The sequence below is a fragment of the Ramlibacter sp. GS1-15 genome, assembly GCF_057785015.1.
In genome coordinates, this window is sequence record NZ_JBYNTU010000001.1 from 2945526 (window position 1) to 2958157 (window position 12632).

General features: G+C 66.0%; 12 protein-coding genes. 8 read left to right on the forward strand and 4 right to left on the reverse strand.

All coding sequences use genetic code 11. The annotated features are described in order from the left end of the window. Positions 1 to 60: 60 nt before the first annotated feature. From ugpA to ugpQ, 4 genes are read left to right on the forward strand one after another with little or no spacing between them, the layout of a single operon-like run. Complete coding sequence (gene ugpA, locus AC3EF3_RS14715; protein WP_488532891.1) at positions 61 to 942, forward strand: sn-glycerol-3-phosphate ABC transporter permease UgpA; 882 nt, start codon at positions 61 to 63, stop codon at positions 940 to 942. Then, complete coding sequence (gene ugpE / locus AC3EF3_RS14720; protein ID WP_488532892.1) at positions 942 to 1793, forward strand: sn-glycerol-3-phosphate ABC transporter permease UgpE; 852 nt, start codon at positions 942 to 944, stop codon at positions 1791 to 1793. Before ugpA ends, ugpE begins: the two co-directional genes overlap by 1 nt. Then, a complete protein-coding gene (gene ugpC / locus AC3EF3_RS14725) occupies positions 1794 to 2801 on the forward strand; it encodes a sn-glycerol-3-phosphate ABC transporter ATP-binding protein UgpC (protein ID WP_488532893.1) in 1008 nt (335 codons plus the stop codon). Positions 2802 to 2803: 2 nt separating this feature from the next. Next, positions 2804 to 3562: a glycerophosphodiester phosphodiesterase gene (ugpQ, locus tag AC3EF3_RS14730; RefSeq protein ID WP_488532894.1), complete on the forward strand. Its 759-nt coding sequence runs from the start codon at positions 2804 to 2806 to the stop codon at positions 3560 to 3562. Here ugpQ and AC3EF3_RS14735 read toward each other — a convergent pair whose 3' ends face one another. From AC3EF3_RS14735 to AC3EF3_RS14745, 3 genes are read right to left on the reverse strand one after another with little or no spacing between them, the layout of a single operon-like run. Beyond that, positions 3563 to 4153: a DUF3501 family protein gene (locus AC3EF3_RS14735; RefSeq protein WP_488532895.1), complete on the reverse strand. Its 591-nt coding sequence runs from the start codon at positions 4151 to 4153 to the stop codon at positions 3563 to 3565. 7 nt (positions 4154 to 4160) lie between these two features. Next, positions 4161 to 5510, reverse strand: coding sequence for a (Fe-S)-binding protein (locus AC3EF3_RS14740; RefSeq protein ID WP_488532896.1), 1350 nt, complete (start codon positions 5508 to 5510; stop codon positions 4161 to 4163). Positions 5511 to 5521: 11 nt separating this feature from the next. Next, the gene (locus AC3EF3_RS14745; protein ID WP_488532897.1) at positions 5522 to 5944 is read right to left on the reverse strand and encodes a rubrerythrin family protein; all 423 of its coding nucleotides are present in this window, start codon (positions 5942 to 5944) and stop codon (positions 5522 to 5524) included. Positions 5945 to 6148: 204 nt separating this feature from the next. On the opposite strand from AC3EF3_RS14745, the gene AC3EF3_RS14750 reads away from it, so the two are divergent. The 4 genes from AC3EF3_RS14750 to AC3EF3_RS14765 are packed head-to-tail and all read left to right on the forward strand — an operon-like array spanning position 6149 to position 11560. Next, on the forward strand, positions 6149 to 6772 hold the full coding sequence (locus tag AC3EF3_RS14750) for a VOC family protein (RefSeq protein ID WP_488532898.1): 624 nt from the start codon (positions 6149 to 6151) through the stop codon (positions 6770 to 6772). Further along, the gene (locus tag AC3EF3_RS14755; RefSeq protein ID WP_488532899.1) at positions 6769 to 8490 is read left to right on the forward strand and encodes an FAD-dependent monooxygenase; all 1722 of its coding nucleotides are present in this window, start codon (positions 6769 to 6771) and stop codon (positions 8488 to 8490) included. The genes AC3EF3_RS14750 and AC3EF3_RS14755 overlap by 4 nt, the downstream gene beginning before the upstream one ends. Continuing rightward, positions 8487 to 8690, forward strand: coding sequence for a DUF2783 domain-containing protein (locus AC3EF3_RS14760; protein WP_488532900.1), 204 nt, complete (start codon positions 8487 to 8489; stop codon positions 8688 to 8690). The genes AC3EF3_RS14755 and AC3EF3_RS14760 overlap by 4 nt, the downstream gene beginning before the upstream one ends. Positions 8691 to 8725: 35 nt before the next feature. Beyond that, entirely contained in the window at positions 8726 to 11560 is a 2835-nt protein-coding gene (locus tag AC3EF3_RS14765) for a valine--tRNA ligase (RefSeq protein WP_488532901.1), read from the forward strand. Positions 11561 to 11563: 3 nt separating this feature from the next. Here the strand turns inward: AC3EF3_RS14765 and AC3EF3_RS14770 are convergent, their stop codons facing one another. Then, entirely contained in the window at positions 11564 to 12556 is a 993-nt protein-coding gene (locus AC3EF3_RS14770) for an NAD(P)-dependent oxidoreductase (RefSeq protein WP_488532902.1), read from the reverse strand. Positions 12557 to 12632 lie beyond the last annotated feature (76 nt).

Below are 12632 nucleotides of genomic sequence, written 5' to 3' on the forward strand. Positions count from 1 at the left end.
CCGCCAAGCGGGGGAGAGGTACGTTTGGTGCAAGCATTTCTGTAATCGATAATTGAGCGCATGGAGAAGAGGGTCACATTCAAGTCGGCGTGGCTGCCCTGGGTGCTGCTGGCGCCGCAGGTCGTCATCATCGCGATCTTCTTTTTCTGGCCCGCGGGCCAGACGCTGGTGCAGGCGCTCCAGCAGCAGGACGCCTTCGGCACTTCGGTGCAGTGGATCGGCCTGGAGAACTTCAGGAACCTGTTCAACGACGAGACCTACGTCGAGTCGTTCCGCGTGACGGCGGAGTTCTCGATCCTGGTCGCGTTCTTCGGCATCGCGCTCTCGCTGCTGCTCGCGGTGTTCGCCGACCGGGTCGTGCGCGCCGCGCTGGTGTACCGAACCTTGCTGATCTGGCCGTACGCGGTCGCACCAGCCGTGGCCGGCGTGCTCTGGCTGTTCCTGTTCTCGCCCAGCATCGGCATCATCGCTTACTACCTGCGCAATGCCGGCATCGCCTGGGACCCGCTGCTGCGGTCCGACCACGCGATGGCGATGGTGGTCATGGCCGCGGTGTGGAAGCAGATTTCCTACAACTTCCTGTTCTTCGTCGCCGGCCTGCAAAGCATCCCGCGCTCGCTGATCGAAGCCGCCGCCATCGATGGCGCGGGGCCGTGGCGGCGCTTCTGGACGATCCAGTTCCCGCTGCTTTCGCCCACGACGTTCTTCCTGCTGGTGATCAACATCGTGTACGCGTTCTTCGACACGTTCGGCATCATCGACGCCGCGACCCACGGCGGTCCCGGCAAGGAAACGGCGATCCTTGTCTACAAGGTGTATTTCGACGGCTTCAAGGCGATGGACCTGGGCGGCTCGGCGGCGCAATCGGCCGTGCTCATGACGATCGTGGTCGTCCTGACCGTCATCCAGTTCCGCTTCGTCGAAAAGAAGGTGAATTACTGATGGTCGAGCGCAACCGCTTCATCGCGTTCCTCACGCACGCGGTGCTGATCCTCGGCGTCGTGGTCATCGCGTTTCCGCTGTTCCTCGCGCTGATCGCGTCCACGCACACGACCCAGGACGCGGTGCAGGTGCCCATGTCCCTCGCACCGGGCCACAACATGGTCGAGAACTACCGGGCGGCGCTGCTGGGCGAGCGCACCGGCAATGGCTCGCACGCGCCCGTCGGCCGCATGATGACGGTGAGCTTCGTCATGGCGATCGCGATCGCCGTCGGCAAGATCGCCATCTCGCTGTTGTCGGCGTTCGCGATCGTCTATTTCCGCTTCCCGTTCCGGATGCTGTTTTTCTGGGCGATCTTCATCACGCTGATGCTGCCGGTGGAGGTGCGGATCGCGCCCACCTACAAGGTCGTGTCGGACCTGGGCATGCTGAACAGCTATGCGGGGCTGACGATCCCCTTGATCGCCTCCGCCACGGCGACCTTCCTGTACCGGCAGTTCTTCCTCACCGTGCCCGACGAACTTGCCGAGGCCGCGCGCATGGACGGCGCCGGACCGCTGCGCTTTTTCTTCGACGTGCTGCTGCCGCTGTCGGCCACCAGCACCGCGGCGCTGTTCGTCATCCAGTTCATCTACGGCTGGAACCAGTACCTCTGGCCCCTGCTCGTCACGACCGAGGAGCACATGTACCCGGTCGTCATGGGCATCAAGCAGATGATCTCCGGCGGCGACGCGCAGGTCGAGTGGAACGTGGTGATGGCCACGGCGGTGCTCGCGATGCTGCCGCCCGCGGCGGTCGTCATGCTGATGCAGAAGTGGTTCGTCAAGGGCCTCGTGGACACGGAAAAGTAAATGGCAGCCATCCAGTTCAAGGACGTCATCAAGCGCTACGGCAAGGGCAAGCAGGCGTTGCAGGTCATCCACGGCGTCAACGCCGAGGTCGCCGACGGCGAGTTCGTCGTCATCGTCGGCCCCTCGGGCTGCGGCAAGTCGACGCTGCTGCGCATGGTGGCGGGGCTTGAGGAGGTTTCCGCCGGGCAGATCGATATCGGCGGGCGCGTCGTCAACGACGTGGAGCCGGCGGACCGTGACATCGCCATGGTGTTCCAGAACTACGCGCTCTATCCGCACATGAGCGTGTACGAGAACATGGCGTACGGCCTGAAAATCCGCAAGATGCCGGCCGACGAGATCAAGAAGCGCGTGGACGAAGCCGCCAAGATCCTGGAGCTGTCGCACCTGCTCGATCGCAAGCCGCGGCAGCTCTCGGGCGGCCAGCGCCAGCGCGTCGCGATGGGCCGCGCGATCGTGCGCGCGCCCCAGGTGTTCCTGTTCGACGAGCCGCTGTCCAACCTGGACGCGAAGCTGCGCGCGCAGACCCGCATCGAGATCCAGAAGTTGCACCGCGAACTGGGCATCACCTCGCTGTTCGTCACGCACGACCAGGTCGAGGCGATGACACTGGCGCAACGGATGATCGTCATGAACGCCGGCCGGATGGAGCAGTTCGGCACGCCCGAGGAGGTCTACCACGAGCCCGCGACGACTTTCGTGGCGAGCTTCATCGGCTCGCCCCCGATGAACCTGCTGAAGAACGCGCCCACGGGCCGGCGCGACGGCGCGGTCCTGGGCATTCGGCCCGAGCACATGGATATCGGCGACCACGGCTGGGCAATGCGCGTGGACACGGTGGAACTGCTGGGCGCGGAGCGATTGATCTACGGCCGCATCGGCGACGAAGCGGTGATCGTCCGCACCGAGGAAGGCCTCGCGGCGCCGAGAGCCGACGAAATCATCCACGTGCGCCCGCGCGAAGGGCGCGTGCACTGGTTCGACGCCGGCACCGGCAAGCGAATCTGACGATGGACGCCTGGCCCTATCCCCGCTGGATCGCGCACCGCGGCGCCGGCCGGCTGGCGCCGGAAAACACGCTCGCCGCTTTCCGCCTCGGCGCGCAGTACGGCTGGCGCATGTTCGAGTGCGACGCGAAGCTCGCCGCCGACGGTGTGCCCTTCCTGATGCACGACGCGACGCTCGACCGCACGACCAACGCGAAGGAGATCTTCGGGCCGGCGCCGAGCAACATCGGCGGCCACCACCCCTGGAGCGAGCTCGCGAAGCTCGATGCGGGCGGCTGGCATTCGCGCATGTATGCGGGCGAGCCGCTCCCCACGCTGGAGAACGTCTCGCGCTTCTGCCTCGCGAACGGCTACATGCTCAACATCGAGATCAAGCCGACCCCGGGCGCGGAGCGCGCGACCGGCGAAGTGATCGCACGCCATGCAGCGCGCCTGTGGAACAACGCGCCGGTGCCGCCGCTGCTGACGTCGTTCAAGCCGGAAGCCCTGGAAGGTGCGCTTTCCACGGCGGCGCACCTGCCGCGCGGCCTGCTGCTGGACACCCTGCAGCCCGGCTGGTTCGAAAGGGCGATGGCGCTGGAATGCGTGGCCGTCGTCTGCAACCACGCGTTGTGGGAGCCGTCGACCGTCGCTCGCGTGCAAGGCGCGGGCCTGAAGTGTCTGAGCTACACGGTGAACGACGACTGGGTGGCGCAGCGGCTGATCGCGCTGGGCACCGACGGGATCATCACCGACCGGGTGGACCTCTTCTCACCGGCCTGATTACCTCAGGTCGCCGGCGAGCGACGCCAGCGTCTCCGGCGCGATCTGCACGTGCGCCGGGTAGTTCGTGTGGTCGCACCCGAGCTTCGCGCCCGCGCCGGCCTTGATCGCATCGATCATCGACCGCGTGAATTCAAAACGCAGGAAGTGCACGGCGGAAGTCTTCTCGTCGTTCTCGCGATCGAGGTCCTCGTCGGCGATCGCATAGACGCGGCTGTGTCCTTCCACTTCGACGAACATGCGGTCCTCGATGCCGATCAGACGGGCAAGTTCGCGCTTGCGCTCGTTCACGTCCGGGTACTCGATCATCATCGTCGCCTTCCAGTTCGTGCCGTCCGGCATGAGCGGCGCATAGGCGGCGATCTCGTCGGCGATGCCTTCCTCTTCGAATATCTTCTCGATGCGCAGCATCTCCTGGATCTGGTAGCGGATCGACAGCTCGCTCTCGAACTGCGCCGTCACATGGTCGCCCAGCTGCACGCTGCGCAACTTGCGGTGGGCGATCACCTCGGCCTTGTGCGACTTTCGCCACTTGCTGTAGGCCTCGAGGGTCATCAGGCTGTCGGGCGTGATCTTGCCGGTCAACTGCATCGCCGCCTCACTTCAAGCCGTACGCCATGCGCACGAGCGAAATCGGATGCTGCAGCTTCGGGTCGCCCAGGCCGTTCACCGCGAAGCCCTGGCCGATGTGGTGGCCGGCCAGCGCGCAGTCGGAGCTGATGTAGTCGGGTTCGCCGCCCGCCGGGTGATCGGCCATGCGCTTGAACAGCGGCTTGCCGATCTTCATGGCAACCTGGTGCGTGCCCAGTTTCACACCATAGGTGCCGGCATGCCCCGAGCATCGTTCGTTCGTGTGGACCTGCGTGCCGGGAATCATCTTGAGAAGCTCCTCGGTCTTCCTGCCGATGTTCTGCACGCGCTGGTGACACGGCACCTGGTAGCTCACCTTGCCAAGCGGCCGGGTGAAATCGGTCTTGAGCAGGCCGTCGCGGCGGCGCGACGTGAGGTACTCGAAGGGATCCCACATCGCTTCCTTGACCGCCTGCACGTCGGCATCGCCGGGATACATCAGCGGGATTTCCTGCTTGAACATCAGCGTGCAGCTCGGCACCGGCGTGATGATGGCCCACCCCTCGCGCGCGTACCGGGCCAGCACCGGGATGTTCGCGCGCTTGCTCTCGTCGACCGAATCCAGGTCGCCGAGTTCGAGCTTGGGCATGCTGCAGCACTTCTCCTTGTGCACGACCTCGTACGGGATCTCGTTGTGCTCGAGGACCTTGATCAGGTCCAGGCCGATGCCGGGCTCGTTGTAGTTCACGTAGCAGGTCGAGAAGATCGCGACCTTGCCGGGCGTGCGCTCGCCGTCCTTGACCGGCACGTCCTTGGATTTGGGCGCTGCGCTGCGGAATCGCCGCGTCGCGAGCGCCGGCAGCCACGCATGGCGGTCGACCTCGAGCGTCTTTTCGATCACCGCACGCGCCGGCTTCGTCGAGTTGACCGCGTTGACCACTTGCGTCACCACCGGAATGCCCGCGAGCTGCCCGTGCACGTCGGTGGAGGACAGCAGCCTGGGCCCGAAGTCGATCTCGCCCTTCTTGAACTTGATCGCCTTGGCGCGCAGCATCGTGTGCGGAAAGTCCACGTTCCATTCGTGCGGCGGCACGTAGGGGCACTTGGTCATGTAGCACAGGTCGCAGAGGTAGCACTGGTCGACCACCTTCCAGTAGTCCTGCTTGGCGACCCCGTCCACCTCGCCCGTCTTGCCCTCGTCGACCAGGTCGAACAACGTGGGGAATGAATTGCACAGGCTCACGCAGCGGCGGCAGCCATGGCAAATCTCGAAGATGCGCTCGAGTTCCTTGAGCGTCGCGGTCTCGTCGTAGTACTGCTCGCTCTTCCAGTCGATGGGATGGCGCGTGGGCGCCTCCAGGTTGCCTTCACGCGCCATCGTCCGGGCTTTCAGTCGGCCAGCTCGTTCAGCGCCTTGGTGTAGCGGTTCGCGTGCGAACGCTCGGCCTTGGCGAGCGTCTCGAACCAGTCGGCGATCTCGTCGAAGCCTTCGTCGCGCGCCGTCTTGGCCATGCCCGGGTACATGTCGGTGTACTCGTGGGTCTCGCCGGCGACGGCGGCCTTCAGGTTGTCGCGCGTCGAGCCGATGGGCAGGCCCGTCGCAGGGTCACCGACCTGCTCGAGCCACTCGAGGTGGCCGTGCGCATGGCCCGTCTCGCCTTCGGCCGTGGAGCGGAACAGCGCCGCCACGTCGTTCTGCCCTTCGACGTCGGCCTTGTTTGCGAAATACAGGTAGCGGCGGTTGGCCTGCGACTCGCCCGCGAAGGCGGCCTTCAGGTTTTCTTCCGTCCTGGAGCCTTTGAGTGCTGCCATGGTGATCTCCTGGTGGTTGATGGGGAAAGCGCGACGAGGGTAGCGCGGCGGTGATGCGCGCGTCCAATTGGGGCCCGCTATCCACCCTATCGGAATTATCTATCGCTGATCGCTGGCGATAGTATGGATCAGCTCCCGGGCGCGAGGCAAGTGCGATTACGCTATAGTAAACGCGTTACGCAATAGTAAATTGAGGAAGATGCCATGGCCGCCGTCCTGAAGGACCCGAACCCTGCCGCGCTGCCGCCCCCGCCGCCGATCCACCAGCTCCACCATTACGCATACCGCGCGAAGGATGCGGAAGAGACTCGCCATTTCTACGAAGACATCCTCGGCCTGCCGCTCTACCACATCATCCAGAGCGATTACGTGCCGAGCACGGGCGAGTACTGTCCTTACACGCACTTTTTCTTCCGCCTGCAGGACGGCTCGTTCATCGCCTTCTTCGACCTGGGCGATGACCAGGCGTGCGAGCCCTCGCCCAACACGCCAAAGTGGGTGAACCACATTTCTTTCCGCGTCGACTCGGTGCAGGCGCTGAAGGACATGAAGGCACGGCTGGAAGCCAACGGGATCGACGTGCTGGGCATCACCGACCACCACATCTTCCACAGCATCTATTTCTTCGACCCGAACGGCGTGCGGCTGGAGCTCACGGCCCAGCTCGCCGACGAGTTCCAGATGCTCCAGGAGAGCAAGACGGCGCACGCGCGCCTGGCGGAATGGACGGCACGCAAGGAGCAATGGCGCCGCGAACGCGCCGCCGGCAAAGCGGCCGAGCCACTGAAGCCGCAGCGCAACGACCGGCCCGAGTTCGTCCGGAAATGAGTGCGGTCTACGCTCGGGCCGCGTTCACCAACGGCTACGAGTTCGCGCAAGGCTCGGGCTACGTGCTGCCCGAGTACGAGTTCACGCCGCCACCGGAACTGGCTCCCGGCACCCCGGGCCGCTACCCCATCGTGATCTGCGGCGGCGGGCTCACGGGCCTGACCATGGCCTGCAGCCTGGCGACGTACGGCATCGACTGCGTGCTGCTCGACGAAGACAACACGGTGGGCGTGAAGGGCGCGTCGTCGCGCGGCATCTGCTACACGCAGCGCTCGCTCGAGATCTTCGAGCGGCTCGGTATCTACGACCGCATCGCGGCCAAGGGCATCCGCTGGAGCGTGGGCCGCACGTTTGCCGGCAAGGACGAGGTGTATTCGTTCGACCTGCGCCAGCAGAGCAATTACAACCTGTCCTGCCAGCCGCCCTTCATCAACATCCAGCAGTTCTACGTCGAGGCGTTCCTGGTCGACCGCATCCGCGAGCTCGGGCACGTGGACATGCGCTGGCGCAGCCGGGTCGTCGGGTTCGAGCAGGACAACGATGGGGCCACCTTGCGCGTCTCCACGCCGCAGGGCGAGTACACCATGCAGGCCGACCATGTGATCGACGCGACCGGCTCGCACACGCCCTTCCGCAAATGGGTCGGCGCCTCGGTGACGGCGAAGAAGGGCGATGACCGCTGGTGCATCGCCGACGTGCGGTTCCGCGCGGACGCGCCGCATGCGACGGAGCGCCACACGTGGGTGGAAGCGCCGTTCAACGAAGACCGCGCCGTGTGGCAGCACCCCATGGGCGACGAGGTGTGGCGCATCGACTACCAGATGGCGCCTGACGCGGACCCTGATGAAGTCAGCCGCGAGGACGTGGTGCGCGAGCGGCTCGCGCGCCACTTCGGCGCCGACTGCGAGCTCGAAATCGTCTGGGTCGGGCCCTACGCGTACAAGAGCGAGTGCATCGACCGGATGCGACACGGCCGCGTGTTCTTCATGGGCGACGCCGCCAAGGTCGTCAGTCCCTTCGGCGCGCGCGGCGGCAACACCGGCATCGCGGATGCCGAGAACCTGGCGTGGAAGCTGGCCGCCGTGCTCAAGGGCTGCGCGGCACCCGCCCTGCTCGACACCTACCACGACGAGCGCCACGAGGCGGCACGGCAGAACGTGTTGGTCACGAACCGCACCGCGCGTTTCCTGCGGCCCGCCAGCGCGGTCGAAAAGCTCTTTCGGGACGCGGCGCTGGGCCTGGCGCGCCAGTACCCGTTCGCGCGCCATTTCGTGAACACCGGCCGCATGGCCGTTGCCAACCCGTACACGAAGTCTCGCGCCTGTTGCGACGGTGGGGGGTTGCCGGTGCAGAACGTCCAGTTCCATTGGGCGGACGGGTCGGCCGGCACAGTGAGCGAGCTGCTGCGCTGGGCCGAAGGTCGGCTGTTGCTGCTGCTGTTCGGCGAGATCGGGGCTGAATCGCTCGAGCGCGTGCGGGCCCTGACCGACCTCGCGCCCGTACTGGCGATCCAGGTGCTCGGCAGCAACGAACACCCCCAAGTGGTCGAGCATGTGCACGACGCCGAAGGACACCTGAAAGGCGCGTGCCACGTGTACGGACACGTGTGGGCGCTCGTGCGGCCCGACGCCTATGTGGCGGCCACGGGCGAATCGGTCGATGCAGCGTTGGTGGATGCCGTGAGCCGTTGCCTCGGGACATCGGAGGTGCAGGCGTGAAGACCGAGTCGAACCTGCAGGACGCCGACGGCTTCTACGAGCGCCTGCTCGATGCCCATGCCGGCCTCACGCCCGAGCAGTCGCAGCTGCTCAACGCCCGGCTGATCCTGCTGCTGGCCAACCAGGTGGGTGACAGCGGTGTGCTGGCCGAATGCGTGAATGCCGCACGCCACATGCTGGCTGACCGGCCCACTGCCTGAGCGGAGAGCCCCGCCCCGATAAAATTACGGGGCTCATGAACGATCAAACCGCCCAGCCGGGCCTCGGCCAGCTTTCCAAATCCTTCGAACCCGCCGCCATCGAGGCGCGCTGGGGGCCGTGGTGGGAGCAGCGCGGCTTCGCCAAGGCGGGCTGGCGCGGCACCGGTGAAGCGCGCGCGGGCGAGCCGGCCTTCTCGATCCAGCTGCCGCCGCCCAACGTCACGGGAACGCTGCACATGGGGCACGCGTTCAACCAGACGATCATGGACAGCCTCACGCGCTACCACCGTATGCGGGGCTTCAACACGGTCTGGGTGCCGGGCACCGACCACGCGGGCATCGCCACGCAGATCGTCGTGGAGCGCCAGCTGCAGGACCAGAAGCTCTCGCGCCACGACCTCGGGCGCAAGAACTTCGTCGCGAAGGTGTGGGAGTGGAAGGAGAAGTCCGGCAACATCATCACCTCGCAGATGCGCCGCCTGGGCGCCAGCGTGGACTGGTCGCACGAGTACTTCACGATGGACGAGAACCTCTCGACCATCGTCACCGAAACCTTCGTGCGGCTGTACGAGCAGGGCCTGATCTACCGCGGCAAGCGCCTGGTGAACTGGGACCCGGAACTGAAGTCCGCGGTGAGCGACCTCGAAGTCGAGAGCGAGGAGGAAGATGGCTTCCTCTGGCACATCCGCTATCCGCTCAGCGACGGCTCGGGTGCGCTCACGGTGGCAACCACGCGTCCCGAAACGATGCTCGGTGACGTCGCGGTGATGGTCCACCCGGAAGACCAGCGCTACCAGCACCTGGTCGGCAAGACCGTCAAGCTGCCGCTGTGTGACCGCGACATTCCGATCGTCGCGGACGACTACGTGGACCGCGAATTCGGCACGGGTGTCGTGAAGGTCACCCCCGCGCACGACTACAACGACTACGCCGTCGGCCAGCGGCACAAGCTGCCCATGATCGGCGTGCTGACGCTGGACGCGAAGATCAACGAGAACGCGCCGGTGAAGTACCGCGGCATGGACCGCTTCGCCGCGCGCAAGGCCGTGGTGGCCGACCTCGAGGCGCAGGGCCTGCTCGCCGAGACGAAGAAGCACAAACTCATGGTGCCGCGCTGCGCGCGCACCAGCCAGGTCGTCGAGCCGATGCTCACGGACCAGTGGTTCGTCGCCGTGAGCAAGGTGAGCGACAAGGACCCGGCGGGCAAGTCGATCGCGCAGAAGGCGATCGATGCCGTGCAGTCCGGCGCCGTGCGTTTCGTGCCGGACAACTGGGTCAACACCTACAACCAGTGGATGAACAATATCCAGGACTGGTGCATCTCGCGCCAGCTCTGGTGGGGCCATCAGATTCCCGCGTGGTACGACGAGCAGGGCAACATCTACGTCGCGCGCAGCGAGGCCGAAGCGCAGGCGCAGGCGCCCGGCAAGAAGCTTCGCCGCGACGAGGACGTGCTGGACACCTGGTACTCCTCGGCGCTCGTGCCCTTCTCGACGCTCGGCTGGCCGGAGCAGACCGAGGACATGGACCTGTACCTGCCCTCCTCGGTGCTCGTGACCGGCTACGAGATCATCTTCTTCTGGGTCGCGCGCATGATCATGATGACGACCCACTTCACCGGGCGCGTGCCGTTCCGCAACGTGTACATCCACGGCATGGTGCGCGACCACGACGGCAAGAAGATGTCGAAATCCGAGGGCAACGTCGTCGACCCGGTGGACCTGATCCAGGGCGCGGACCTCGAGACGCTGGTGCAGAAGTCGACCGTGGGCCTGCGCAAGCCGGAAACCGCGCCCAAGGTCGCCGCCCGCGTTCGCAAGGAATACCCGCAAGGCATGCCGGCCTACGGCGCCGACGCGCTGCGCTTCACGATGGCCAGCTACGCGAGCCTCGGGCGCAACATCAATTTCGACACCAAGCGCTGCGAGGGCTACCGCAACTTCTGCAACAAGCTCTGGAATGCGTCGCGCTTCGTGCTGATGAACTGCGAGGGCCAGGACCTCGCCGAAGAAGGCGCGACGCGCACGGCGGCCGACCGCTGGATCATTTCGCTCCTGCAGCGCACAGAAGCCGATGTCGCCAAAGGCTTCGCCGAATATCGCCTCGACAACGTCGCCAACACGATCTACCAGTTCGTCTGGGACGAGTTCTGCGACTGGTACCTGGAGATCGCCAAAGTGCAGATTCAGGTGGGCGATGCCGCGCAGCAGCGCGGCACGCGCCGCACGCTGATCCGGGTGCTGGAGGCGATCCTGCGCCTGGCCCACCCCGTGATTCCGTTCATCACCGAGGAGCTCTGGCAAGTGGTGGCCCGCGTGGCCGGCAAGGAAGGCGAAACGATCAGCGTCGCGCCCTACCCGGAGAGCAATGCGGCCGCGATCGATCCGCAGGCCGAGACCCATGCCGCCAGGTTGAAGGCGATCGTGGACGCCTGCCGCAACCTGCGGGGCGAGATGAACGTCTCGCCTTCGACCCGGCTTCCCGCCTACGTGGTCGCCGGATCGCCGGAAGACGCCGCCTTCATCCGCGAGGTCGCGCCAGTGCTGCAGGCGCTGTCCCGCCTGTCCGAGGTGAAGCTGTTCGACGACGCGGCTTCCTGGGCCGCCGCCGCGAAAGCCGCGCCGGTGGCAGTGGTCGGTGCCACGCGCCTGTGCCTCTACATGGAAATCGACGTCGCGGCCGAGAAGGTGCGCCTGGCCAAGGAAGCCGATCGGCTGCGTGGCGAACTCGCGAAGGCGACAGGCAAGCTGGCCAACGAGGCATTCGTGGCCAAGGCGCCGCCCGCGGTGATCGAGCAGGAGCGCAAGCGCATCGCCGACTTCACGGCAACACTCGACAAGGTTCAGGACCAGCTCGCGCGACTGGGGTGATCGTCAGCGGACGATGAACTGCGGCGTGCCGTTCTCCAGCGCCGCCGGCCCGCTGCCGAGCTGGTCGAGCGCGCTCACGCGGGGAGCGGCGAGCGTTTCGTGGATACGGTGGGCCACGTACCAGCTCGCGCGCAGGCGCGACTCCCGCGTGTGCGAACCGATGCGCGGCGTGAGGAACAGGTTGGACAAGTCGTGCAGCGGGGTGCCCCGCGAAGCAAAGCCCGACTCCGCGCCGTCGAGCATGCAGGCCTCGATGCGGCCATCCGTCAGCGCGTTCGCGAGCGCATCGACATCGAACAACTGCGAGCGGCTGGTCCCCACCCACACCTGGCCCGGCTTGCAGTGCGCGAGCACCTTGTCGTTGATGAAGCCCTGGTACCGCGAGGCGTACATCATCTGCACCGAGACCGCATCGGCTTGCGCCAGCACGTCCGTCAGCGCGAGCGGCTGGATATTCAGGCGGCTCCAGATCGGCGCCGTGTGGTGGACGGCCGGGTCGTAACCCACGAGCTTGGCGCCCAGCGCATGCAGCATCAGCGCCAGTGTGTGTGCCGTCGGCGCCAGGCCGAAGATGCCGATGATGCTGCCGTTGAGCTCGCGCCCCATGCGGATGCTGGCATGCCGGTCGCCGATCAGCGACGAGCCGATCCCGCGCCTGAACAGCAGCAGCAAGGACGCGAGGAGATATTCCGCGTTCGAGCGGACGTTGGCCGTGGTGGCCTGGATGACACGCACCCGGCGATCCCGGCAAGCTTCCAGGTCCGTGTTGTCGGTGCCGGCGTGCATGCGCGCCACCGCTTTGAGCACGGGCGCGAAATCGAGGAATTCGCGCGTGACCTGTACTTTGCGCGGAAGAACTACTGCGTGGGCGTTGTAGACCGCCCTGCGTAAGGCGCTAGTATCAAGCGCGAGATCCGGTCGCGTCTCGACGGAGTGGCGGGCCTCGAGCCACGCCAGCGCTTCAGGCACCAGCTGTTCGAGAAGCAGGATGTCCACCCGGTTGCGTCCTTGTCTTACAGGTACCCGCTGAACTTCAGCCGGATACTCGGGGCGTTCCCCCGAAAGTGCGGCA